Origin of the sequence: Streptomyces sp. NPDC001816 (assembly GCF_042892235.1) — a bacterium.
In the GTDB taxonomy this organism is placed as follows: Bacteria; Actinomycetota; Actinomycetes; order Streptomycetales; family Streptomycetaceae; genus Streptomyces.
Window position 1 is genome coordinate 263,975 of sequence record NZ_JBIATY010000006.1, and the last position, 23,396, is coordinate 287,370.

Sequence of the window (23,396 nt, forward strand, 5' to 3'; positions counted from 1 at the left end):
CCCGCCCGCGTGGGTCAGTCCGCCAGCGGCAGGTACACGCGGTTGCCCGCGGCCGCGAACTCCTTCGACTTCTGGGCCATGCCCTCCTCGATCTCGGTCTTGGTACCGCCGTGTTCGCGGCGGATGTCCTGCGAGATCTTCATGCTGCAGAACTTCGGCCCGCACATGGAGCAGAAGTGGGCCGTCTTGGCGGGCTCGGCCGGCAGTGTCTCGTCGTGGAACTCCCGTGCCGTGTCCGGGTCCAGGGCGAGGTTGAACTGGTCCTCCCACCGGAACTCGAAGCGGGCGTCGGACAGCGCGTCGTCCCACTCCTGCGCACCGGGGTGTCCCTTGGCGAGGTCGGCCGCGTGGGCGGCGATCTTGTAAGTGATGACGCCGGTCTTGACGTCGTCACGGTTGGGCAGGCCCAGGTGCTCCTTGGGCGTGACGTAGCAGAGCATCGCCGTGCCCCACCAGGCGATCATCGCGGCACCGATGCCGGAGGTGATGTGGTCGTACGCGGGGGCGACGTCCGTGGTCAGCGGGCCGAGCGTATAGAACGGAGCCTCATCGCAGATCTCCTGCTGAAGGTCGATGTTCTCCTTGATCTTGTGCATCGGGACGTGTCCCGGGCCCTCGATCATGGTCTGTACGTTGAAACGCCTGGCGATCCGGTTGAGTTCCCCGAGCGTCCGCAGCTCCGCGAACTGTGCCTCGTCGTTGGCGTCCGCGATCGAGCCCGGCCGGAGGCCGTCGCCGAGCGAGTACGTGACGTCGTAGGCGGCGAGGATCTCGCAGAGTTCCTCGAAGTTCTCGTACAGGAACGACTCCTTGTGGTGCGCGAGGCACCACGCGGCCATGATCGAGCCGCCGCGCGAGACGATGCCGGTCTTGCGGTTGGCGGTGAGCGGCACATACGGCAGGCGCACGCCCGCGTGGACGGTCATGTAGTCCACGCCCTGCTCGGCCTGCTCGATGACCGTGTCCTTGTAGATTTCCCAGGTCAGTTCCTCGGCCCTGCCGTCGACCTTCTCCAGCGCCTGGTAGAGCGGCACCGTGCCGATGGGGACGGGGGAGTTGCGCAGCACCCACTCGCGGGTGGTGTGGATGTTGCGGCCGGTGGACAGGTCCATGACCGTGTCGGCGCCCCAACGGGTCGCCCAGGTCATCTTCTCGACCTCCTCCTCGATGGAGGAAGTGACCGCGGAGTTGCCGATGTTGGCGTTGACCTTCACCAGGAACCGCTTGCCGATGATCATCGGCTCGATCTCCGGGTGGTTGACGTTGGCCGGCAGCACCGCGCGGCCCGCCGCGATCTCCTCGCGGACCACCTCGGGATCAACGTTCTCGCGGAGGGCCACGAACTCCATCTCGGGCGTGATCTCGCCGCGGCGGGCGTACGCGAGCTGTGTGACCGCCGTGCCGTCACGGCCTCGGCGCGGCTGACGCGGACGTCCGGGGAAGACCGCGTCCAGGTTGCGCAGCCCGCCGCGCGGTGAGGTGTGCTTGATCCCGTCGTCCTCGGGGCGGACGGGACGGCCGGCGTACTCCTCGGTGTCGCCGCGGGCGATGATCCAGTTCTCCCGCAGCGGCGACAGACCCCTGCGGACGTCGGTGTCGACGAGTGGATCGGTGTACGGGCCTGATGTGTCGTACAGCGTGACCGACTGCCCGTTGGTGAGGTGCACCTGGCGGACCGGCACGCGCAGGTCGGGGCGGGTGCCCTCGACGTACGCCTTGTGCCAGCCGATGGACTTCCCGGCCTCCTGGGACTTCTCGTCCTGAACGGAGGCAGGCGTGCGTGCGTCCTTGTTGGTCATGAGACCTACTCCCTACGCCGGCATTACCCGGTAACAGGTTCGGCGGTCGACGCAGCGGTTTCCGTCTGCCGATGTTTCCCGTGAAACCACGTTCCACGTGAAACATCGCGAATACGGAGGTCAGCGTCCTCTCAGCCCGGTGCTCCGAGCTCCCGCGTGTGCAAAGGTGCCTCCACGCTAGCGTCAATTCGGGCGCGGTGAACAGAGGGCCCCTGGCGTTCTTGCGATGATCTGGCGGTGACCCCCATGGAGCAGTACCCGTACCCTTCCTCCGAACCGCCGCGCGGAGGCCGCTCCGGACAGGGCGGCGAACACGGCCATGACGGCCACGGGCACGGCCACGGGGATGGGGACAGGCACGGCCCGGGCACCGGACACGGCCACTCGCACGGGCACAGCCACAGCCATGGACCCGCCGCGCCCGTCTCCAAGCATCTGCGCAAGGTCATCGCGGCGATCCTGATCCCGTTCGCGGCCGCGGTCGTGGTCGGTCTGGTGGTGCTCTGGCCCGGGGGAGCCCCGCCGCACGAGCGCACGGGCGTCGGCTTCGACCGCCAGACACAGCAGGCCACGGTCACCAAGGTGGTCGAGGTGAGCTGCAAGTCGGTGAACGCCTCGGGGGGCACCGCGACCGGCGACACCTCCACCGCCGAGGGCAACTCGGCGCAGCAGCAGGCGAAAGGTACCTGCAGGAAGGCGACGATCCGCGTCGACACCGGCGACGACCAGGGCCGTACGTTCACCGAGATCGTGCAGCCGGACCAGACGCGGCAGTTGCAGGAGGGCGAGAAGGTCGTGGTCGCCTACGAGCCCTCGGCGCCGAAGAACCTGCAGTACTCCGTCACCGATGTGAACCGTAAGTTCCCGATGGCACTGCTCGCGGGGATCTTCGCGCTCGCCGTCGTGGTGGTGGGCCGGATGCGCGGTGTCATGGCGCTGGTCGCGCTGGCCGTGAGCTTCCTGGTGCTGACGCTCTTCATCCTGCCCGCGATCCTGCAGGGCTCGAATCCGCTGCTGGTGGCCGTCGTCGGGGCCAGCGCGATCATGCTCATCGCGCTCTACATGTGCCATGGACTGTCGGCCCGTACGTCGGTGGCGGTGCTCGGCACGCTGGCCTCCCTGCTGCTGATCGGCATCCTCGGCTCGGAGTTCATCGACTGGGCCGCGCTCACCGGCAACACGGACGACAACACCGGTCTGATCCACGGCCTGTACCCGTCGATCGACATGAGCGGTCTGCTGCTGGCCGGCGTCATCATCGGTTCGCTCGGTGTCCTGGACGATGTGACGGTGACCCAGACGTCGGCGGTCTGGGAACTGCACGAGGCCAATCCGGCGATGGGCTGGCGCGGGCTGTACCGGGCGGGCATCCGGATCGGCCGCGACCACATCGCCTCGGTGGTCAACACCCTCGTCCTCGCCTACGCCGGTGCCGCGCTGCCGCTGCTGCTGCTGTTCTCGATCGCCCAGAGCAGCGTGGGCACGGTCGCCAACAGCGAGCTGGTGGCCGAGGAGATCGTGCGCACGCTGGTGGGTTCGATCGGTCTGGTCGCCTCCGTCCCGGTCACCACCGCGCTGGCCGCCCTGGTGGTGTCGGCCGACCGGCCGGCACCGGACGCGGCGGCCCCCACCGGGGCACTGCCCGCTCCGGCACGCGGCGGCAGGGGCCGGCGCCGGAAGCGGTGAACGCTTCTTCAAGGGAGCCCGGCGGAGGCCGGAGCCCATTGAAGAAGCGTTCCTGCACAGCTGCACGCGGCATGGCGGAGCGCTGGGCGCCCCGTTGCCGCAACACCTCAGCCGGCGCTCTGTTCCTCGGCCAGGATGCGGTCCAGGGCCTCGTCGAGATGGGCGTCGAAGTCGGCCAGCGCGCCCTCCTGCCCGAGCGGTACGAGCTTGTCCGTGCGGTCGAGGAAGGCCACGAGCGGCGGAGCCGAGGAACGGAACAGGGCCTGGTCGCCGCCGACCTGAAGCCGGATCAGCACCTCGCCCAGCACCTCGGAGTCGACGGGTGCGATGTGCACGTCCCCCTCGCCGCACGGCCGTCCGACTCCGTCGATCAGCAGCTCGCGACCGAAGGCCCAGGTCACCGGGGCGTCACCCGGCAGATGGAAGGTCAGCCGCACGGCATAGGGATCACAGGTCTCGTAGCGCAACTCCACCGGAATGCGGAAGGAGAGCTCCTCCGACACGAGAAAGCTCATCATGACTTCTGCTTGTACGGATTCCCGCATCGCCTACCCCGTCACATGACATCGACTGGCCGGGATTGATCCCTCGACCGTAGTCAAATCTTGCTGAAAGTACACAACAGATCACAAGGAGTGAGTTTTCAGATACTGATAGAGGGCATCAGCGCGCCCAGATGGCGCCCGACCTCGGCCTGCAACCGCCGTGCGGCGGGCAGAAGACGGTCGGCCTGGTCAGCGGGGAGCGAGATGGCCATCGTGGCCGCCGTGGTTCCGACCGTGATCGGAATCGCCGCGCAGACCGTGCCCAGCGCGTACTCCTGACGCTCCACCACCGGGTCCATCCGCGGCATCCGGGCCAGCCGACGCAGCAGGGCGTCGTTGTCGCGCACGGTGTACGGGGTGATGGACTGCGCCGGATAGCGGCTCAGGTGGTCCCGGCGGGCCTCCTCGTCCAGCTGGGAGAGCAGGCACTGGCCGACCGCGTGCGCGTGCCCCGTCTCGCGGAAGTCGGCCCACTCCTCGACCGCCGGGGCCTCCCGCGAGTCGGCGACGCACATGACCTCGATCTCGCCGTCCCGGTACATCGCGTAGTACACCGGCACACCGATGGAATCGCGCCAGTGCGCCAGGGTGTCGGCCACCGTGCTGCGACGTTTCTGCTGCGCTCCGCTGCTGCTCAGCCGCTCGGCCGCGTCCCCGAGGAAGAACAGCCCCTTCTCGCGGCGCAGATAGCCCTCGTGCACCAGGGTGCGCAACAGGTGATAGGTCGTGGGCAGGGCGAGGCCGGTCTCGCGGGCGAGCTGCTTGGCGGGGGCGCCGTACTCGTGCGCTGCGACGGTCTCCAGCAGGCGCATCGCGCGCTGCACGGATCCGATGAGGGTCGCGGCGGACGGTTGAACCGGAACGTCCGGGGAGTGCGGGGGTCCGGGGAGGGACGCGGCGCGTGGCTGTCCCGGGACGCTCGCGGACGGTGGCCGCTGCATGGGGGGTGTGCAGGAGTGCGGTGGGGCGGGGGGTGCGTGGGGTTCTGCCGGTGCGGTGTCAACCGTGGCCAAGGGTCACTCCCGTAGCGCGAGGGTCGGGGCAGCCCGTGCGGAGGAAGCACGGGTGGTGGTGTACGCCGCCCGCGGGGCCCGGCCCCGCGTGGGGTTCCGGACTCTAACCGCCCGCCACCGCGTGCAGACGGCCTGCCGGGGAAACTTCCCTCGCCCGAGGGAACCGGTGATTTCCCGTTACCGGTCACCGGCTCCCGTGTCCCTCACCAGTCGCTGCGCGACGATGAGTTCGACGTGAACTTGCGCACGACGTAGATCAGTCCACCGACCAGGGCGACGAAGATCAGCGCCTTGAAAAGCAGGCCGATCACGAAGCCGACCACGGTCGCTATCAGGCTGCCGAAGACCACCAGGGCGATGACCGGCACCGCGACCCACTTCACCCACCACGGCAGCCCCGCGAAGATCTCTCGCATTGCCCTCGTCCTTTGCGTTCCGGTGCGTCCACGGCGTACTGCGCGCCGTCGTGGACGCAGTTCTCGATGTCTGCACTCGATGCTAGGGCCGCCAGAGGGTCCCGCGGGGGCCGCGCACCCCTTGTCCTCCCCTGACCCTTCCCCTAGGGAACCCCGAGGGCCGGGCTCAGGCCTCAGGTGGAGAGAAGACGACCAGAACCCGCAGATCCTCGCTGATGTGGTGGAACTTGTGGGCGACGCCGGCCGGCACGTACACCACGCTGCCCCGGGCCACCTGGGTGGTCTCCTCGCCGACCGTGATCGATGCGCGGCCGCTGACGACGAAGTAGACCTCGTCCTGGTTGTGCGGCCGCTGCGGGTCGTGTTCGCCCGCGTTGAGGGCGTACAGGCCGACCGACATGTGCCGTTCCCGCAGAAACTGCAGGTAGGCCCCTTCGTTGGCGGCGCGCTCCGCCTCCAGTTCGTCCAGCCGGAATGCCTTCATCGCCGTTTGCCGCCCTCGCCCCACTGCTCGCCGTCGATCTGGTCTGCCACGATCAGACACATGAAGAATTTCGTAGTCAAGACGATCGCGAACGCGGGCGCTCTGGCGGTCGCCGTGTGGCTGCTCGACAAGATCACCCTCACAGGTGACAGCACGGCCAAGAAGGCCGGCACCCTGATCGTGGTCGCGCTGATCTTCGGCCTGGTGAACTTCCTGGTCAAGCCGCTCGTGAAGGTGCTCACCTTCCCGCTGTTCCTCCTCACCCTCGGGCTGATCACCCTGGTCGTCAACGCGCTGATGCTGCTGCTGACCTCCTGGGTGTGCGGCAAGCTCGACCTGAGCTTCCACGTGGACGGGTTCTGGACGGCCGTACTCGGCGGCCTGATCATCTCCGTCGTCTCGTGGGCGCTGAACCTCGTCCTGCCCGACGAGGACTGAACCCGCCATGGCCTACCGCGTCTGTTTCGTGTGCACCGGCAACATCTGCCGCTCCCCGATGGCCGAGTCCGTCTTCCGCGCGCGCGTCGAAGAGGCCGGCCTCGCAGACCTGGTGGAGACCGACAGCGCCGGCACCGGCGGCTGGCACGAGGGGGATGCCGCCGACCCGCGCACCGTCTCGGTCCTCGACGAGCACGGCTACGGCACCGAGCACGTCGCACGGCAGTTCCAGCCCTCCTGGTTCGCCCGCCTCGACCTGGTGGTCGCCCTCGACACCGGCCATCTCAAGGCCCTGCGCCGCCTCGCACCCACCGAGGAGGACGCCCGCAAGGTGCGCCTGCTGCGCGCCTACGACCCCGCGGCCGGCGACGACCTCGACGTGCCGGACCCCTACTACGGGGGCCGGGACGGCTTCGAGGAGTGCCTGGCGATGGTGGAGGGGGCGAGCACCGGTCTGCTCGCCGCCGTACGGGAGCAGCTGGAGGGACGGGCCGCATGAGCGACACCGGCAAGGACGCGGACCGCGTCGGCGACGGCACGCGCGCGGTACGGGCCGGACTCCCCGAGCCCGTCAAGCACGAGCCGACGCTGCCCGGACCGGTGTTCGCCGCGCACTTCCACCTGCCGGGCGAGGTGACCGGACCGTACGCCTACGGCCGGGACGACAACCCCACCTGGACCCTGCTGGAGCGCGCCATCGGGGAGCTGGAGGCGCCGGAGCTGGGCGACGTCGAGACGCTGGTGTTCGCCTCCGGCATGGCCGCGATCTCCTCGGTGCTGTTCTCCCAGCTGCGCGCCGGGGACGCGGTCGTCCTGCCCTCCGACGGCTACCAGGCGCTGCCGCTGGTCCGCGCCCAGCTGGAGGCCTACGGCATCGAGGTGCGCACCGCGCCCACCGGCGGCGACGCCCAGCTCGACGTCATCGACGGCGCGCAGCTGCTGTGGATCGAGTCGCCGTCGAACCCGGGGCTCGACGTGTGCGACATCCGGCGGCTGGCCGGGGCGGCACACGCGCGGGGCGCCCTGGTGGCCGTCGACAACACCCTCGCCACCCCGCTCGGGCAGCGCCCGCTGGAGCTGGGCGCCGACTTCTCCGTGGCCAGCGGCACCAAGCAGCTGACCGGGCACGGTGACCTCCTGCTGGGCTACGTCACCGGTCGCGACGCCGAGGCGATGGCCGCCGTACGCCGCTGGCGCAAGATCGTCGGCGCGATCTCCGGACCCATGGAGGCCTGGCTCGCGCACCGCTCCATCGCCACGCTCCAGCTGCGCGTCGACCGGCAGACCGCGACGGCCCTCGCGGTCGCCGAGGCCCTGCGGCAGCGGCCCGAGGTCTCCGGGCTGCGCTATCCGGGGCTGCCCGACGACCCCGCGCACAAGGTCGCCGCCCAGCAGATGCGCCGCTACGGCTGCGTGGTCTCCTTCACGCTGCCCACGCGCGCGTGTGCCGAGCGTTTCCTCGATGCGCTGCACCTGGTCGAGGACGCGACGAGCTTCGGCGGTGTGCGCTCCACGGCCGAACGCCGCGGCCGCTGGGGCGGAGACCCCGTCCCGGAGGGCTTCATCCGCATGTCCGTCGGCGCCGAGGATCCCGAGGACCTGGTGGCGGATGTGCTGCGAGCCCTGGACGAGTCCGCCGAGTGACCGGATCAGGGGCCGTCCGACCCGTTCTGCGGCGGTCCGAGCCTCCCCCCTCGTGGCTCGGACCGCCTTCGGTTCCGCGCGCGAAGAACCGTGCGAACAAGGCTAGTTGACTCTCTGTCAGTGTCCAATCACGGTAGCGACAGAGACCTATCGACTTATTTATAGTTGGTGCCTGCCTCGGGGGCCGGAGGAGGGCAGGGAGAGGGAAGGGCGTGCCATGGATCTGGCCTTGCTGCGCACGTTCGTCACCGTGCACCGGGCCGGTTCCTTCACCCGCGCCGCCGCCCTGCTGGGCCTCTCCCAGCCAGCCGTCACCTCCCAGATCCGCACCCTTGAGCGGCAGTTGGGCCGCCCCCTGTTCCTGCGGCAGGCCCGCGGGGTGACGCCGACGACCATCGGCGACGAACTCGCCCACAAGGCCGCGCCGCACCTTGACGCCCTGGTGGAGATAGCGGAGATCGGCCTGGACGACGAGTCCTCGTTACGAACGCTGCATCTCGCCGGCCCGCCGGAGTTCACCGCCGAACGCGCGCTTCCCGTCCTGACGGAGATGACCGGCGACGACGGCCAGAGTTTCGCCCTGCGCGCCTCCTTCGGCACCGCGGAGGAAACCCTGGAGGGGCTGGCCGCCGGACACCATGACCTGGCCATCAGCACGGTCCGGCCGCGCGGCGCCCTGCTGACCGCCACCGCGCTCTGCGACGAGGAGCACATGCTGGTCGCCGCCCCGCGCTGGGCCGAGCGGATCGGCCCCGGAGCACTGCGCCTCAAGGGGGCGCCCGCCCTGGAGAACCTCCCGGTCGTCGAGGTCCACGAGTCGCTGCCGTTCGTCTCGCGCTACTGGGCCTCCGTCTTCGACTCGCGCCCGGCCGCCTCCGGCACGGTCATTGTCCCCGATCTGCGCGCGGTGCTCGCCTGTGCGACTGCGGGCGCCGGACTGGCGGTGCTGCCCCGCTATCTGTGCACCCCTGCTCTCGAGCGGGGGGAGATCGTGACGCTGCACGACCCCGCGGTGCCACCGCTGCGCACGTACTTCCTGGCGGTGCGCACGGGAACGCTCGCCATGCCGCATGTCGCGCGGGCGCACGAGTGGCTTCTGCGGGCGGCCGCGCGCTGGGGGTGAGCCTCTGCTCCGAGGTTTTACCCGGTGCGCTCGGGTGGTGGCGCTGCGGGATGTTTCACGTGGAACCAGCCGGGCCACATTTCTCCCATGACCGTCCGACCCGTGGTCAAGCGCACCGCCCGTGCCGTTCTTCTGGACGGTGACGACCTGATCCTGATCAAGCGCACCAAGCCCGGTGTCGATCCCTACTGGGTCACTCCCGGTGGCGGGGTCGAGGCCGCGGACCCGACCGTCGTCGACGCCCTGCACCGCGAGGTGTACGAGGAGCTCGGCGCCAAGATCACCGACGTCGTGCCCTGCTTCGTGGACACCGTGGAGCACATCGGCGAGGACGGCGGCGCGACCGGCGTGAAGGTCCAGCACTTCTTCGTGTGCCGGCTGGAGTCCATGGACCCGTCGCTGCGCCACGGCCCCGAAGTGGAGGAGCCGGCGGGTGAGTACGAGATCGTCCGTGTCCCGTTCACCCGGGTCGGCATCGCCTCCGTCCACCTCGTACCGCTGTCGCTGCGGCACTACCTGGACGGCAACATCGAGGGCGTCCGCGCGATGCACGCCCCCGACCTCGGATAGTCGGCCGGCGTCGGTCAGTTCCCGACGACGATCAGCTCCTCGACCGAGTCGTGCCGTATGCGGTTCGAGGGAATGCCGATGTCCCGCAGGGCGTGGACCCCGCTGCGGATCATGCCGGGCGGACCCGAGACATAGGCGTCGTACTCGTTCCAGGGGCCGTACTCCCGTATGGCGTCGGGCAGCTGGAGATGGGCCAGCTGGTCGATGATCGCCCGTACGGAGAGCCACGGGTGGCTCTGCTGGAGTCTGAGCATGGTGTCGATGTCGTACAGGTCGTGGTCGGTGCGGGCGCCGTAGAACACCTCGACCTGACGGCGCAGGCCGTGCTCGGCCACGTCCTCGACGAGGGCCTTGATGGGCGCTATGCCCGTGCCGCCGCCCAGGCAGAGCAGCCCGCTGTCGGTGGTGTGGTCGACGGTCATCGAGCCGGTCGGCGGGCCCAGGCGTATGACGTCTCCCGGCCGGGCGCGATGCACCAGTGCGTTGGAGACCCAGCCGGCCGGGACGGCCTTCACATGGAACGTGAGCAGGCCGTCCGAGCGGGGTGCCGAGGCGAAGGAGTAGTGCCGCCAGACCCGTGGCCACCAGGGCGTCTCCACGCTGGTGTACTGCCCGGCGAGGAAGGGGTAGGGCTGGTCCGGGCGGACGGTGACGACCGCGACATCGGGGGTCCGGAGGTCGTGCGAGACGATCTCGGCGTGCCACCAGGCCGGGGCGCGCAGTTCGTCCGCCGCCGCGGCGTCGATCATCACCTGAGAGATCGTGGTGTAGGCGCGCACCCAGGCGGCCTCGATCTCCGGGTTCCAGATATCGGACGCGTACTTGCTGAGTGCGCCGATGAGGCATTCGCCCACGGCCGGATAGTGCTCGGGGCGTGTGCCGTACTTCCGGTGTCCGCGGCCCAGGTTCTGCAGGTACTCGACGAGGACCGGCTTGTTGTCGATGTGCTCGGCCGCGGTGAGCAATGCTTTCAGCAGCCGGTCCCGCTGGGTGTCCATCGCCGGCGGGAACATCGGGCGCAGTTCGGGATGACGAACGAAGAGGAGCGCGTAGAAGTAGGAGGTGACCTTGTCGGCGACGGGGCCGATCTCGGCCATCGTGCCCCGGACGGCGAGGGCGTCCGGGGATGCCTCCTCGGCGATGGGCGGAGCGGAGCGCTGAGGAGGCACGCGCTCCGGCTCGGTCGACGCTGCGGTGGGGCGTGAAGGCTCGAAGGCCGCGGCGGGCTCGGGGATCGGTGGGCTGCTGGGCGGGGCCTGTGCGGGCTGCTCGACGGGAGCGGCAGGAGTGGGGCGGGTGGCAGGGGCGTCGGACGTGGGGCGGGCGGTGCCCTCCCGGGTCGGCCGGCCCACCGGGCGTACCACCGCGGGCCTGCGTCCCTCGGCCGTCTCCTGATCACCGCCCGGCGGCGGGGTCGGAGGCGCCTTGTGCGGCGTGAACCAGCCGCCTCCGCCCGCTATGCCGTTCTCCCCCGACGTGGTGGTCGGAGCGTCCATGGGTGCCCTCGCCTCGAACATCTCTCGGTCGGTCTGCGCACCTCCTCGGGAGGCGCATGCTTTCCCCCGGCGGGCGGCCAGCCGTAGCACTCTCCGCAGCATCCCATCCTGGCCGGATGCCATGGCTGTATACCCGGAAACACGGGTCTTCGATCTCTTCGTCCCGTTAGGCTGCCTGCCCTGCTCTCGGCCCGCACGGGATGCGCGTACTCCATCCCGGACGTGAACCGGAGTCGACCCTACCGGCCGTCGCCATGCACACAAGTCCCCCCTTGCTTCCCCATGGAACGAGCAAGGGGCGAACCATGAACTCCCTCAACTACCGGACGTGTACACCAATTCATAGGCTTCCCACAGATCACGGCCGGTGTAGGAGTATGTGGCGAGTCCGGCCAGGTGCCTGTCCGCATTGACCGCAACGGAAACCGGTACGACAGCAAATAGTTCCCTGTCCGACAGCGAATCGCCGTACGCGACGCAGTCTCCACGGGTCACACCGAATTCCTGGCAGAGCCGGTCCGCGATGGTCACCTTGGCCGCGGCGTTGAGCACTCCGTCCGGGTCGACGGGCTCGGTGAACGGCACGGCGGGAAAGCGCGATCCGTAGGTCGCGTGTGCACCCCAGCCCAGGAGACGTTCCACGAAGAAGGAAGGTGAGAGGGACACCACCGCGCAGTAGTCGCCCGCGGCCCTGATCTCCGCCCAGACCTCACGGATCCGGGCCAGCCAGGGAGCCGCTTCGAAGGCAGCACTCACCTGCGCCTCGGTCAGCTCCGCCCACAGGTCGTACACCCGGGTCGCATACTCCGGCGGACCTATCCGCCCCTCCGCAATCTCCCGGTCCAGCGCCACCGTCTCCGCTTCCCTGCCCAACTGGCGGGAAATCTCCACGGGGGCGGTGGTGCCATGCAGCAAAGTGCCATCGAGGTCGAAGAGGTGAAGTCTCGCCATGGGCTGAGGCTAATGGGAGGCGCCGCCGCGTCCCTTGATGTTTCACGTGAAACACGCACGCCCGTCGACGGCCTGTTCGAACGGCCACGACATGGCCAAAAGCACCTGCGTCTGCGTCGAAACAGGTGGACGTCGGGGGTGCCGGTCGGACAGCCTGACCTGCGTGCCGACTCCTTCCCCCGCTGCTCTGCCCATCCGCCGTCTGACGCTCCGCGATCTCACCGCCTGCGCCGACTTGTCCGAAGATCGGGGGTGGCCACGCGAGGAACACAAGTGGGGCTTCCTGCTCACGGCCGGCAAGGGCTACGGCATCGACGACCCCGACGGAGGGCTCGTCGCCGCCTGCGTCGTCACGGAGTACGGCTCTTGGGAGCGGTCGGACCTCGGCGCCATCGGCATGGTCCTGGTGTCCGAGCGCCACGCCCGCCGGGGTGTCGGGCGCCGCCTGATGCAGCATGTCGTCGCGGCCATGGGAACCACGCCGCTGACCCTGCACGCCACGCCCTACGGGCGCCCGCTCTACGAAGAACTGGGTTTCAAGGTCACGGGCCGGGCGGAGATGCTGAGGGGGCACTTCGTGCCCGGCGGCCCGGAACACGGGGTGGCGACCCGTGCTGCCACCGCGGAGGACCTGCCCTCGATCCTCCGTCTCGACGAGGAGGTGTTCGGCGTCGACCGCACTCCCCTCATCACCCGCCTGCCCGCCTTCGCCGATCAGCTGCGCGTGGCCGAGGACGGCGGCCGGATCATCGGCTACACGGCCGCGTGGCCCAACATGGACACGCATGTCGTCGGCCCGCTGATCGCCCGGGACACCGAGACGGCCAAGGCCCTCATCGCCTCGCTGGCGGCCCGTACGGACCGCCCGCTGCGCACCGACATCGACGTACGCCACGAGGAGCTGCTGGCCTGGGCCAGGGCGCGGGGGTTGGCGTCCGTGGCCTTCAACGCCGTCATGACCTATGGCATCACGGACCTGCCGGGGGACTGGACGCGCCGGTTCGCGCCGCTGACGGTGGCCGCGGGCTGAGCGGTCGCACGGCAGACGCCGGCCCTCACCGCTCCAGAGCAGTGAGGGCCGGCGTTGGCATGCCGCGAGGCGTGCGGTCAGGCGAGCGCCTGGACGGCCGCAGTGGCGAAGCCGTGGTCCTGGTCCGGGGCACCGCCGCCGACGCCGATCGCGCCGATCAGCCTGCCGTCCCGGTGGACGGGGAGACCGCCCGCGATGAAGAGCAGGGGCCGGTCGAGTGCCGTGGGGAGCGTGTGGAAGAGGCCGCCGGGCTGCACGGCGTCGACGAGGTCGGCGGTGGCCGCGTTCAGCTGGAGGGCGGTGTAGGCCTTGCGGGTGCTGGTCTCGCCGGAGATCAGCACGGCCCGGTCGTCCCGGCGGAAGGCGAGCAGGTGGCCGCCGGCGTCCAGGATGGTGACGCTGACGGTGACTCCCGCATCCTCGGCAGCGCGACGGGCCGTGGCGACGAGCAGCTCGGCGTCCTCGGTGGTGAGCGGGGCGACGGCGGTGGTGCGCATGGAGCTTTCTCCTTGGTGCGGTGTGTGCGTGAGGTGAGGGGATGCCGTACGGGCCGGGGGTGGCCTGCGTTCCAGCGGTCCGGGTGACGGTCAGGTACGGGTGGTGATGCCCTGCGGTCGGGGCGGGCTCAGTGGTGGACGGGGGTCCGCTGCCCGGCGGGGCTTCCGGAGGCCACCACGGCGCTTCGCTCGCTGTCCCGGCGCTCCAGGGCGGCCGAGAGGACGGCGAGGACCAGGGCGGCCGCGGCGAGGGCGGCGCCGACCCAGTTGGGGGCGGTGTAGCCGAAGCCGGCCGCGATCACCAAGCCGCCGAGCCAGGCGGAGAGGGCGTTGCCCAGGTTGAAGGCGCCGATGTTCACGGCCGAGGCGAGCGTCGGGGCGCCGTGGGCCTGGTCGAGGACGCGCTTCTGCAGCGGCGGGACGGTCGCGAAGCCGAGGGCGCCGATCAGGGCGATGGTCACGGCGGCAGCGATCTTGTTGTGCGCGGTGAGCGTGAACAGCGCGAGCACGGCGGCCAGGGCACCCAGGGAGACGTACAGCATCGGCATCAGCGCGCGGTCGGCGAACTTGCCGCCGATGAGGTTGCCGCCGACCATGCCGAGGCCGAACAGGACCAGCAGCCAGGTGACGGACCCGTCGGCGAAGCCGGCGATGTGGGTCATCATCGGCGCGATGTAGGTGATGGCCGCGAAGACACCGCCGAAGCCGAGCACGGTCATCGCCATGGCGAGCAGGACCTGGGCGTTCTTGAAGGCAGCCACTTCATGGCGCAGGTGCACGCCTTCGGGCCTGGGCATCTCGGGCACCAGCCTGGCGATGCCGGCCAGGCCGACGAGACCGAGGGCGGCGACGATGCCGAAGGTGACGCGCCATCCGACGTGCTGCCCGACGAGCGTGCCCAGCGGAACGCCGACGACGTTGGCGACGGTCAGGCCCGTGAACATCATCGCGATGGCGCCGGCCTTCTTGTCGGGCGCCACCAGCTCGGCCGCGACGACCGAGCCGATGCCGAAGAAGGCACCGTGGGCGAGCGAGGCGATCACCCGTCCGATCAGCATGATCGCGAAGGTGGGGGCCAGAGCGGAGACCAGGTTTCCGGCGATGAAGAGGCCCATCAGGAGCATCAGCATCCGCTTGCGCGAGACCTTGGTGCCGAGCACGGTCATCAGCGGGGCGCCGATCACCACGCCGAGGGCGTATCCGGTCACCAGCAGGCCCGCCGTGGGGATGGAAACCCCGAAGTCTCCGGCGACCTCGGGCAGCAGACCCATGATCACGAACTCGGTCGTTCCGATCCCGAAGGCCCCGATCGCGAGGGCCAGAAGCGCGAGAGGCATGGGGGTACACCTTCCCAGACGATTGCAGGAGCGCTTTGCGAGCGTCCACAATAGTTGCAGACGCGGGCTAAGTGCAACCGCCGACTATTGCGTGAGTGCTCTACTCTGGATCCAGCCGCTCCGGGACGGAGGAAAACGCCAATGACAGCGACGGACCCCGCGCTCACCGCCCTCGCCCAGGGCTGGTCCGCCCTCGCTCTCCTGCACGGGAGGATCGAGGCGCACATCGAGCGCGCCCTGCAGACCGGGCACGACCTGAGCGTGCGCGAGTACTCCCTGCTCGACGTGCTCAGCCGACAGCACGAGGGCGAGGGCGGCCATCTGCAGATGAAGCAGGTCGCCGACGCGGTCGTGCTCAGCCAGAGCGCCACCACGCGACTGGTGACCCGCCTGGAGGACCGCGGTCTGCTGGAGCGCTACCTGTGCCCCACCGACCGTCGCGGCATCTACACCAACGTCACCGAGGCGGGTCTGCGGCTGCTGGAGGAGGCGCGGCCCACCAATGACGCCGCCCTGCGCGAGGCCCTGGACGAGGCGGCCAGAAACCCCGAACTGGCCCCGCTGGTACGCGTCGTGGAGTCCCTGAACGTGCCCGCATAGAGTGCGGGTATGGGAGATCTTGAAATACGCCGTGCGACCGCGGACGATCTGCCGGCGATCGTCGCCATGCTCGCCGACGATGCACTGGGCGCCCAGCGCGAGTCACCCGACGACCTGACGCCCTACCTCACGGCGCTGGACCGGCTGAACACGGACCCGAACCAGCAGCTCGTCGTGGCGGTTCGGGAAGGCCGAGTCATCGGCACCCTCCAGCTGACACTCATCCATGGGCTCTCCCGCAAGGGAGCGACCCGGTCGATCATCGAGGCCGTCCGCATCCACGCCGACGAGCGCGGCAGCGGCCTGGGCACCCAGCTCATCGAGTGGGCTGTCGAGGAATCCCGGCGCCAGAACTGTCAGTTGGTGCAGCTGACCTCCGACAGGAGCCGCACGGACGCTCACCGCTTCTACGAACGCCTCGGCTTCGCCGCATCGCACGTGGGTTTCAAGCTCCAGCTCTGAATGAACGGCCGGGGGGTGGGTGTTTCACGTGAAACACCCACCCCCCGGCCGACGAGCCGCCTACTCCGCGATCCCGCGCCAGCCCTTCGGATCCACCCCACCGGGCACCTCAGCCCCCACCTCGTAGGGCTGCCGCGTGAACACGAACGACCCGAGGTCCAGATGGATCAGGGAACCGTCCGGGCGGCGTACGGGCCGGAGCAGCTCTCCGGCGTAGTAACCCTCCAGGCCCGTCCATGTCCCGTCTCCGTTCGAACGGAAGCGGGCGCGGCGGCCGCCACCGGTCAGCGGTGCCAGCGCAAGAAGCCCGTCGGCCATCACCCGCAGGGCGAAGGCGTGCGTCCCCCAGTACCACTGCCCCGCCAACTCCAGGACGTCCGGGTCGACTTCACGCATCGGACGCCACGGCTCGGGGATACGCGGCTCCGCCTCCGCAACGATACGGACGAGATCGGCGCCCACCGCTCCCAGCAGCGGGCCACTGGTGCAGTTGGCCAGCACCACCGCCGCCACGTCGTCCTCCACGCTGATGGTGAGGTTCGCGAGGAAGCCGGGGAGCGAGCCGGAGTGCCCGACGAGGAGCCTGCCGTCCCGCCGCTGGACCTGCATGCCGAGGCCATAGGTCGCCCCGTCCATCACGTCCGCGGCCTCGGCCGGCGCCGCGGGCGTCCGCATCTCGCGCACCGACTCCGCGCTCAGCACCTGGTCGTCTCCCCCGGCCAGAAAGGCAGCGAACCGCGCGAGGTCACCGGTGGTGGACCACAGCTGGCCGGCGGGAGCCATCCGGCCGAGATCCTCCAGCGGTTCGGGCAGCAGTGCGTCGGCCCAGGGATGCACCGCCCAACCGCCCGCATGCGGCGCCTGCGGCTGGGCGGTGGTGCGGTGGAGCCCGAGGGGTTCGAGCACCTCGCTGTGCAGCACCTCCTCCCAGGGGGCGCCCCGAAGCTCCTCCACCAGTGCGCCCAGCAGGGTGTAGCCGGGATTGGAGTAGTGGTGGCGCCGGCCGACGGGGTGCAGGAGGGGCTGCTCGCCGAGGACGTCGCTCAGCTCGGGGCGTAGTGAGCCCGGGGTCCGCTCCCACCAGGGCGCGGGTGACTCGGCGGCCAACCCGGCGGTGTGTGCGAGCAGTTCGGCGATCGTCGCCTCGCCGGCTCCGGTGCCCGGCAGATGCTTCTCCAGGGGATCACCGAGATCGAGCATGCCCTCGTCACGCAGTCGCAGCACCAGTACGGCGGTGAACGTCTTGGTGATCGACCCGATCCGGTACTGCACGTTCTCGTCCGGCCCGTGCCCGTCCACCGAAGTGCGCGACCCGTGCCAGACGGCCCGCCCGTCCCGTACGACAGCGGCGACCAGCGAGGGCGCCCGCCCTTCGGCCTGCGCGAGAGCGATCCGGTGCAGCAACGCCCGCCGGGTGCCGGGGAGCAGCTCTTCTTGCGATGTCGTCATGGGCCCAGTCCATCCGGTGCGGCGCCATGCGTCGAGTTCATTTCCCCGGCAGTCCGGCCGGGTCAGGTCTGGGCCATGTCCACGAAGCGGGAGTAGTGGCCCTGGAAGGCGACGGTGATCGTCGCCGTGGGGCCGTTACGGTGCTTGCCCACGATGATGTCCGCCTCGCCCGCTCGCGGTGACTCCTTCTCGTAGGCGTCCTCGCGGTGCAGCAGGATGACCATGTCGGCGTCCTGCTCGATGGAGCCGGACTCACGCAGGTCGGACACCATCGGTTTCTTGTCCGTGCGCTGCTCGGGACCACGGTTGAGCTGCGAGAGCGCGATCACCGGGACCTCCAGCTCCTTGGCCAGCAGCTTGAGGTTACGGGACATGTCCGACACCTCCTGCTGACGGCTCTCGGAGCGCTTGGAACCACCGGACTGCATCAGCTGCAGATAGTCGATGATCACGAGTTTGATGTCGTTGCGCTGCTTCAGCCGGCGGCACTTCGCGCGGATCTCCATCATCGACAGGTTCGGGGAGTCGTCGATGTAGAGCGGCGCGGAGGAGACCTCGGGCATACGGCGCGCCAGGCGGGTCCAGTCCTCGTCCGTCATGGTGCCCGAGCGCATGTGGTGCAGCGCCACGCGCGCCTCGGCCGAAAGCAGACGCATCGCGATCTCGTTGCGCCCCATTTCGAGGGAGAAGATGACGCTGGCCAGGTTGTGCTTGATCGACGCCGCGCGTGCGAAGTCCAGCGCGAGCGTGGACTTACCCATGGCGGGACGGGCCGCGATGACGATCATCTGGCCCGGGTGCAGGCCGTTGGTCAGCGAGTCCAGGTCCGTGAAGCCCGTGGGCACACCGGTCATCTCGCCGCTGCGCGAGCCGATCGCCTCGATCTCGTCGAGGGCGCCCTCCATGATGTCGCCGAGCGGCAGATAGTCCTCGCTGGTGCGCTGCTCGGTGACTGCGTAGATCTCGGCCTGGGCGCGGTTGACGATCTCGTCGACGTCGTCGTCGGCCGCGTATCCCATCTGCGTGATGCGGGTGCCTGCCTCGACCAGGCGGCGCAGGACCGCCCGCTCGTGGACGATCTCGGCGTAGTACTCGGCGTTCGCCGCCGTAGGCACCGTCTGGACGAGGGTGTGGAGGTACGACGCGCCGCCGACCTTGTTGATCTCGCCGCGCTTGGTGAGTTCGGCGGCGATGGTGATGGGGTCGGCCGGCTCGCCCTTGGCGTAGACGTCGAGGATCGCCTGGTAGATCGTCTCGTGCGCCGGCTTGTAGAAGTCGTGGCCCTTGAGGACCTCGACGACGTCGGCGATGGCGTCCTTGGACAGCAGCATGCCGCCCAGCACGGACTGCTCGGCGTCCAGGTCCTGCGGCGGCACCCGCTCGAAGGAGGTGCCGCCTTCCCAGTCGCCGTTCTCCCGGCCCCGGTCGTGCTGTTCGTCACGGCCCCGGCCGCCGTCGCTTCGGCGACGGGAGGCGGGCAGACGATCGCTGGGTCCGCTGTCGGCCCACGGATCGTCCAAGGGCTCGGAAATGCTCACCGAGCCACCTCCTCCCGTCCGCACGGCGGACCTCGCCGTGCCCTCTGTTGTACGGCACGACACTGACAGTTGAGAGGCCCAACTCCGCTTCTGGCGCGTCGGTTTTGTGACGTTTCCCCGGCCGAGGGAAGGAGCGGGCGCCGGACAACGGTAGGCCTGTCGGCACCGTCAGCCAATCTGGTTATCCACAGGCCATGTGGACGACGGCCCGGATGCTGTGGAGAACCTGCCGAAACCTGTGCACGACGCGGTGGACAGCCCTGTGAACAAGCCCTCGATCCCGCCGAGCGCAGCGCTTTGACCTGCACATTTACCGTCCACCGGCTGTGCAGAAGAAAAACTTCCCCAGTCGGATCAAGATCGCCTCGAACGGTGCGCTCATGTGCACGGTTCGAGACCGGAAGTAAGGGGCATTCAGTGATTGCATCTCTTACCTGTGGACGATTAGATTAGTGCTCATGACACAGGCTCCAACGATCTCCCAGGCCACCCGCCGCCGGCACGACCGAGAGATCGTCGCGCTGGCCGTCCCGGCCTTCGGCGCACTCGTCGCGGAGCCTCTGTTCGTCATGGCCGACAGCGCCATCGTCGGCCACCTCGGGACCGCTCAGCTCGCCGGTCTGGGCGTGGCCTCGGCCCTCCTCACCACCGCCGTGAGCGTCTTCGTCTTCCTCGCCTACGCCACCACGGCCGCCGTGGCCCGGCGCGTCGGCTCCGGTGATCTCCAGGCAGCCATCCGTCAGGGTATGGACGGCATCTGGCTCGCCCTGCTCCTCGGAGTGGCGGTCATCGCCCTCGTCCTCCCGTTGGCTCCGGGCATCGTGGACCTCTTCGGTGCCTCCGCCACCGCTGCCCCCTATGCCACGACGTATCTGCGTATCTCCGCACTCGGCATCCCGGCCATGCTGGTCCTCCTCGCCGCCACCGGTGTGCTGCGCGGCCTGCAGGACACCAGAACCCCGCTGTACGTCGCTGTCGCAGGCTTCGTCGCCAACGCCGCACTCAACGCGGGACTCGTCTACGGCGCCGGACTCGGCATCGCCGGATCCGCCTGGGGCACCGTCATCGCACAGTGCGGCATGGCGGCCGCCTATCTGGCCGTGGTCATGCGTGGGGCCCGCAAGCACGGGGCTTCCCTGCGCCCGGATGCCGCCGGCATCCGGGCCTCGGCTCAGGCCGGAGTTCCCCTGCTCGTCCGCACGCTGTCGCTGCGGGCGATTCTCATGATCGCCACGGCTGTCGCGGCCCGCCTCGGTGACGCCGACATCGCCGCCCACCAGATCATCCTGTCCCTGTGGAGCCTGCTGGCCTTCGCCCTGGACGCGATCGCGATCGCCGGGCAGGCCATCATCGGCCGCTACCTCGGCGCGAACGACGCCCACGGCACCCGCGCGGCCTGCCGCCGCATGGTCCAGTGGGGCATAGCCGCCGGTGTCGTACTGGGCCTCCTCGTGGTGGCCGCCCGGCCGCTGTTCCTCCCGCTGTTCACCAGCGACTCCGTGGTCAAGGACGCGGCACTTCCGGCACTGCTGATGGTGGCCCTCTCCCAGCCCGTCTGCGGAATCGTCTTCGTGCTGGACGGAGTCCTGATGGGCGCTGGGGACGGGCCGTATCTGGCCTGGGCGATGGTGGCGACCTTGGCGGTGTTCGCCCCGGTGGCGCTGCTCGTCCTGACGCTGGGCGGGGGCCTCACCGCGCTCTGGGCGGCCATGACACTCATGATGACGGTCAGGATGCTGACCCTCTGGCTCCGCGCCCGCTCGGGCCGCTGGATCGTGACGGGTGCGACCCGCTGACCGTTTCACGTGAAACACGCAGCGCCCGGCGCACAGCCACACTGAGACCGAACGCGAAGAGGGGCCGCCCCGTAGGAGGCGGCCCCTCTCAGCTGCTCAAGCCGAGCGCAGCGTCACGCCGCGACGACCTCGATGTTGACCTTGGCGGCAACCTCGGGGTGCAGACGCACGGACGTCTCGTGGGCGCCCAGGGTCTTGATCGGGGCGGACAGCTCGATGCGACGCTTGTCCACCTCGGGGCCACCGGAAGCCTTGATCGCGGAAGCGATGTCGGCCGGGGTGACGGAACCGAAGAGACGGCCGGCGTCGCCGGAGCGGACGGCCAGGCGGACCTTGACGCCCTCGAGCTGGGCCTTCACAGCGTTGGCCTGCTCGATGGTCTGGATCTCGTGGATCTTGCGGGCGCGGCGGATCTGCTCGACGTCCTTCTCGCCACCCTTGGTCCAGCGGATAGCGAACTTCCGCGGGATGAGGTAGTTGCGAGCGTAACCGTCCTTGACGTCGACGACGTCGCCAGCGGCACCGAGGCCGGAGACCTCGTGGGTGAGGATGATCTTCATTAGTCGGTCACCCTTCCCTTAGCGCGCGGTGGACGTGTAGGGCAGCAGCGCCATCTCACGGCTGTTCTTGACGGCCGTGGCGACGTCACGCTGGTGCTGCGTGCAGTTGCCGGTCACGCGGCGGGCACGGATCTTGCCGCGGTCGGAAATGAACTTCCGCAGCATGTTCGTGTCCTTGTAGTCCACGTACGTGACCTTGTCCTTGCAGAAAGCGCAGACCTTCTTCTTCGGCTTGCGCACAGGCGGCTTCGCCATGATGTTTCTCCTGTGTGATCAAGAAGTGGGGATGCGAGCCCTAGAAGGGGGGCTCGTCCGAGTAGCCGCCACCGCCGCCGGAGCCTCCGCCCCAGCCGCCGCCGCCCTGGTTGCCACCGGCGGGAGCGCCGGTCGCCCACGGGTCTTCGGCAGGAGCGCCGCCCTGCTGCTGACCGCCACCGGGGCCACCGCCCCAGCCGCCGCCCTGCTGGCCGCCACCGCCGCCGTAACCACCCTGGCCACCGCGAGCGCCACCGGCGGCGGTCTTGGTGACCTTGGCCGTGGCGTTGCGCAGGCTGGCGCCGACTTCCTCGACGTCCAGTTCGTAGACCGTGCGCTTGACGCCCTCACGGTCCTCGTAGGACCGCTGCTTCAGCCGGCCCTGCACGATGACGCGCATGCCTCGCTGGAGCGACTCGGCGACGTTCTCCGCCGCCTGACGCCAGACCGAGCACGTGAGGAAGAGGCTCTCGCCGTCCTTCCACTCGTTCGTCTGGCGGTCGAAGGTGCGGGGAGTGGACGCGACGCGGAACTTCGCGACCGCCGCACCGGACGGGGTGAAGCGCAGCTCGGGGTCATCGACAAGGTTGCCGACGACCGTGATGACGGTCTCGCCTGCCATGGGGGTACCTCTCGGCGGGTTTGCTGCTCTGGCTGCTTGTTACTGCTACTCGAATCCCGAGATCAGCTGAGCGGGAAAGCTCAGTGGGTCTCGGGGCGGAGGACCTTGGTCCGGAGGACCGACTCGTTCAGGTTCATCTGGCGGTCGAGCTCCTTCACGACCGCAGGCTCGGCCTGCAGGTCGATGACCGAGTAGATGCCCTCGGGCTTCTTCTTGATCTCGTACGCGAGACGACGACGGCCCCAGGTGTCGACCTTCTCCACCTTGCCGTTGCCCTCACGGACGACGGAGAGGAAGTTCTCGATCAGGGGGGCGACAGCGCGCTCCTCCAGATCGGGGTCGAGGATGACCATCACCTCGTAGTGACGCATGTGGAACCCACCTCCTTTGGACTCAGCGGCCACGGTCGTTCCGTGGCAGGAGGGTTGTGATGCGTACGCAACGGTATCCGCCACCACTGACAATCGGGGGCTCCTCGGGGGATCCCCGCAGCGGCCTGGGCAGACACCGGTGCAGCGGTACAGACTACCCGCACACGTGCTTCCGGTTGAAATCCGGCGGTGGGGGCCCTTCAATCTGTACACATCGGGTGTGTATGGCGCTACAGTGCGCCGCGATCCGCAGGAGGTGCCTCATGGCACAGCAGGCATTGCGACCCAACACCGCCGGATCCTTCTTCGCCACCGACGGCAGGCCTCATCCGCTCCAGGACACCCTGATGGTGGCGACGCTGGTCCTGGGCCTGATCGCCTTCATCACGTCCTTCTTCCACGGCCTTCACCTGCTCTCGTCCTGGGCCGGCCTGGTGGGGATCATCACCGGCCTGTACGGGCAGTGGGTCTCGGAGACCACGCGGGAGCGGACCGGGCTGATCCTGGGTCTCGGTGCCGCCGGAGTCGGCTTCATGCTCGGCATGTCGAACGGCGGACTGTTCGGCGGCCTCATCGGCTGACCCGTCCGGCCGTCGGTCCGGCACCTTCTCCGACACCGTGAAAACGCCTCGGCGGCCAGAAGCCGGGGCGAAGGTGCCGTACGCCCCAGTCGGGGTGCTCGCAAGGCGCAGTAGGCTTCGGCGCGAGAGCCGG

The 23,396-nt window shown here is 69.4% G+C and carries 26 protein-coding genes and 1 riboswitch; of the genes, 11 read left to right on the forward strand and 15 right to left on the reverse strand.

Annotated features, from left to right (window positions below; all coding sequences use genetic code 11):
• Nucleotides 1-14: 14 nt before the first annotated feature.
• Nucleotides 15-1,799, reverse strand: coding sequence for a phosphomethylpyrimidine synthase ThiC (gene thiC / locus ACFYZZ_RS23005; RefSeq protein WP_389178919.1), 1,785 nt, complete (start codon nucleotides 1,797-1,799; stop codon nucleotides 15-17).
• Nucleotides 1,792-1,965: riboswitch (TPP riboswitch) on the reverse strand. Its footprint overlaps the gene before it by 8 nt.
• An 80-nt stretch (nucleotides 1,966-2,045) precedes the next feature.
• On the opposite strand from thiC, the gene ACFYZZ_RS23010 reads away from it, so the two are divergent.
• Complete coding sequence (locus ACFYZZ_RS23010; RefSeq protein WP_389179771.1) at nucleotides 2,046-3,485, forward strand: YibE/F family protein; 1,440 nt, start codon at nucleotides 2,046-2,048, stop codon at nucleotides 3,483-3,485.
• A gap of 107 nt (nucleotides 3,486-3,592) precedes the next feature.
• On the opposite strand, the gene ACFYZZ_RS23015 is transcribed toward ACFYZZ_RS23010, so the two are convergent.
• From ACFYZZ_RS23015 to ACFYZZ_RS23030, 4 genes are all read right to left on the reverse strand, one after another.
• Complete coding sequence (locus ACFYZZ_RS23015) at nucleotides 3,593-4,030, reverse strand: SsgA family sporulation/cell division regulator (RefSeq protein WP_103813611.1); 438 nt, start codon at nucleotides 4,028-4,030, stop codon at nucleotides 3,593-3,595.
• Between the two features lie 98 nt (nucleotides 4,031-4,128).
• The gene (locus tag ACFYZZ_RS23020; RefSeq protein ID WP_389178922.1) at nucleotides 4,129-5,043 is read right to left on the reverse strand and encodes an IclR family transcriptional regulator; all 915 of its coding nucleotides are present in this window, start codon (nucleotides 5,041-5,043) and stop codon (nucleotides 4,129-4,131) included.
• 203 nt (nucleotides 5,044-5,246) lie between these two features.
• Nucleotides 5,247-5,459, reverse strand: coding sequence for a DUF5326 family protein (locus ACFYZZ_RS23025; RefSeq protein WP_389178925.1), 213 nt, complete (start codon nucleotides 5,457-5,459; stop codon nucleotides 5,247-5,249).
• Between the two features lie 166 nt (nucleotides 5,460-5,625).
• Nucleotides 5,626-5,943, reverse strand: coding sequence for a cupin domain-containing protein (locus ACFYZZ_RS23030; RefSeq protein ID WP_094218692.1), 318 nt, complete (start codon nucleotides 5,941-5,943; stop codon nucleotides 5,626-5,628).
• 60 nt (nucleotides 5,944-6,003) lie between these two features.
• On the opposite strand from ACFYZZ_RS23030, the gene ACFYZZ_RS23035 reads away from it, so the two are divergent.
• From ACFYZZ_RS23035 to ACFYZZ_RS23055, 5 genes are all read left to right on the forward strand, one after another.
• Entirely contained in the window at nucleotides 6,004-6,381 is a 378-nt protein-coding gene (locus ACFYZZ_RS23035; protein WP_389178928.1) for a phage holin family protein, read from the forward strand.
• Between the two features lie 7 nt (nucleotides 6,382-6,388).
• Nucleotides 6,389-6,880 (forward strand): low molecular weight protein-tyrosine-phosphatase, encoded by a 492-nt coding sequence (locus tag ACFYZZ_RS23040; RefSeq protein ID WP_389178931.1) that lies wholly within the window; start codon nucleotides 6,389-6,391, stop codon nucleotides 6,878-6,880.
• Complete coding sequence (locus ACFYZZ_RS23045) at nucleotides 6,877-8,025, forward strand: cystathionine gamma-lyase (protein WP_389178934.1); 1,149 nt, start codon at nucleotides 6,877-6,879, stop codon at nucleotides 8,023-8,025. The genes ACFYZZ_RS23040 and ACFYZZ_RS23045 overlap by 4 nt, the downstream gene beginning before the upstream one ends.
• 217 nt (nucleotides 8,026-8,242) lie before the next feature.
• Nucleotides 8,243-9,148, forward strand: coding sequence for a LysR family transcriptional regulator (locus tag ACFYZZ_RS23050; RefSeq protein ID WP_389178937.1), 906 nt, complete (start codon nucleotides 8,243-8,245; stop codon nucleotides 9,146-9,148).
• 87 nt (nucleotides 9,149-9,235) lie between these two features.
• The gene (locus tag ACFYZZ_RS23055; protein WP_389178940.1) at nucleotides 9,236-9,718 is read left to right on the forward strand and encodes an NUDIX domain-containing protein; all 483 of its coding nucleotides are present in this window, start codon (nucleotides 9,236-9,238) and stop codon (nucleotides 9,716-9,718) included.
• Between the two features lie 14 nt (nucleotides 9,719-9,732).
• Here ACFYZZ_RS23055 and ACFYZZ_RS23060 read toward each other — a convergent pair whose 3' ends face one another.
• Together ACFYZZ_RS23060 and ACFYZZ_RS23065 are read right to left on the reverse strand one after the other, a co-directional pair.
• Entirely contained in the window at nucleotides 9,733-11,214 is a 1,482-nt protein-coding gene (locus tag ACFYZZ_RS23060) for a globin domain-containing protein (protein ID WP_389178943.1), read from the reverse strand.
• A gap of 315 nt (nucleotides 11,215-11,529) precedes the next feature.
• Complete coding sequence (locus ACFYZZ_RS23065; protein ID WP_389178946.1) at nucleotides 11,530-12,165, reverse strand: HAD family hydrolase; 636 nt, start codon at nucleotides 12,163-12,165, stop codon at nucleotides 11,530-11,532.
• A 163-nt stretch (nucleotides 12,166-12,328) separates the two neighbouring features.
• On the opposite strand from ACFYZZ_RS23065, the gene ACFYZZ_RS23070 reads away from it, so the two are divergent.
• The gene (locus tag ACFYZZ_RS23070) at nucleotides 12,329-13,195 is read left to right on the forward strand and encodes a GNAT family N-acetyltransferase (RefSeq protein ID WP_389178949.1); all 867 of its coding nucleotides are present in this window, start codon (nucleotides 12,329-12,331) and stop codon (nucleotides 13,193-13,195) included.
• A gap of 77 nt (nucleotides 13,196-13,272) precedes the next feature.
• On the opposite strand, the gene ACFYZZ_RS23075 is transcribed toward ACFYZZ_RS23070, so the two are convergent.
• Both ACFYZZ_RS23075 and ACFYZZ_RS23080 read right to left on the reverse strand, forming a co-directional pair.
• Nucleotides 13,273-13,692, reverse strand: coding sequence for a heme-binding protein (locus ACFYZZ_RS23075; RefSeq protein ID WP_389178952.1), 420 nt, complete (start codon nucleotides 13,690-13,692; stop codon nucleotides 13,273-13,275).
• A gap of 128 nt (nucleotides 13,693-13,820) precedes the next feature.
• The gene (locus ACFYZZ_RS23080) at nucleotides 13,821-15,029 is read right to left on the reverse strand and encodes an MFS transporter (protein ID WP_389178955.1); all 1,209 of its coding nucleotides are present in this window, start codon (nucleotides 15,027-15,029) and stop codon (nucleotides 13,821-13,823) included.
• 141 nt (nucleotides 15,030-15,170) lie between these two features.
• Between ACFYZZ_RS23080 and ACFYZZ_RS23085 the strand changes: the two genes are divergently transcribed.
• On the forward strand, nucleotides 15,171-15,629 hold the full coding sequence (locus ACFYZZ_RS23085) for a MarR family winged helix-turn-helix transcriptional regulator (protein WP_145878917.1): 459 nt from the start codon (nucleotides 15,171-15,173) through the stop codon (nucleotides 15,627-15,629).
• Between the two features lie 9 nt (nucleotides 15,630-15,638).
• On the forward strand, nucleotides 15,639-16,091 hold the full coding sequence (locus ACFYZZ_RS23090) for a GNAT family N-acetyltransferase (protein ID WP_389178958.1): 453 nt from the start codon (nucleotides 15,639-15,641) through the stop codon (nucleotides 16,089-16,091).
• Between the two features lie 60 nt (nucleotides 16,092-16,151).
• Here ACFYZZ_RS23090 and ACFYZZ_RS23095 read toward each other — a convergent pair whose 3' ends face one another.
• Nucleotides 16,152-17,540, reverse strand: coding sequence for a serine hydrolase domain-containing protein (locus ACFYZZ_RS23095; protein WP_389178961.1), 1,389 nt, complete (start codon nucleotides 17,538-17,540; stop codon nucleotides 16,152-16,154).
• A gap of 62 nt (nucleotides 17,541-17,602) precedes the next feature.
• Entirely contained in the window at nucleotides 17,603-19,078 is a 1,476-nt protein-coding gene (dnaB, locus tag ACFYZZ_RS23100; RefSeq protein ID WP_386572619.1) for a replicative DNA helicase, read from the reverse strand.
• 458 nt (nucleotides 19,079-19,536) lie between these two features.
• Here dnaB and ACFYZZ_RS23105 point away from each other — a divergent pair, with 458 nt between their 5' ends.
• Nucleotides 19,537-20,874, forward strand: coding sequence for an MATE family efflux transporter (locus ACFYZZ_RS23105; protein ID WP_389178965.1), 1,338 nt, complete (start codon nucleotides 19,537-19,539; stop codon nucleotides 20,872-20,874).
• 113 nt (nucleotides 20,875-20,987) lie between these two features.
• On the opposite strand, the gene rplI is transcribed toward ACFYZZ_RS23105, so the two are convergent.
• From rplI to rpsF, 4 genes are all read right to left on the reverse strand, one after another.
• Nucleotides 20,988-21,434 carry a 50S ribosomal protein L9 gene (rplI, locus tag ACFYZZ_RS23110; RefSeq protein WP_067000461.1) on the reverse strand — a complete coding sequence of 149 codons (447 nt, stop codon included), beginning with the start codon at nucleotides 21,432-21,434 and terminating at the stop codon, nucleotides 20,988-20,990.
• Nucleotides 21,435-21,452: 18 nt separating this feature from the next.
• Nucleotides 21,453-21,689: a 30S ribosomal protein S18 gene (rpsR, locus tag ACFYZZ_RS23115; RefSeq protein ID WP_003949403.1), complete on the reverse strand. Its 237-nt coding sequence runs from the start codon at nucleotides 21,687-21,689 to the stop codon at nucleotides 21,453-21,455.
• A gap of 40 nt (nucleotides 21,690-21,729) precedes the next feature.
• On the reverse strand, nucleotides 21,730-22,311 hold the full coding sequence (locus tag ACFYZZ_RS23120) for a single-stranded DNA-binding protein (RefSeq protein ID WP_389178969.1): 582 nt from the start codon (nucleotides 22,309-22,311) through the stop codon (nucleotides 21,730-21,732).
• An 80-nt stretch (nucleotides 22,312-22,391) separates the two neighbouring features.
• The gene (rpsF, locus tag ACFYZZ_RS23125; RefSeq protein WP_003956532.1) at nucleotides 22,392-22,682 is read right to left on the reverse strand and encodes a 30S ribosomal protein S6; all 291 of its coding nucleotides are present in this window, start codon (nucleotides 22,680-22,682) and stop codon (nucleotides 22,392-22,394) included.
• Between the two features lie 263 nt (nucleotides 22,683-22,945).
• Between rpsF and ACFYZZ_RS23130 the strand changes: the two genes are divergently transcribed.
• Nucleotides 22,946-23,263 (forward strand): hypothetical protein, encoded by a 318-nt coding sequence (locus ACFYZZ_RS23130; protein WP_389178972.1) that lies wholly within the window; start codon nucleotides 22,946-22,948, stop codon nucleotides 23,261-23,263.
• The last annotated feature ends 133 nt before the right edge of the window (nucleotides 23,264-23,396 follow it).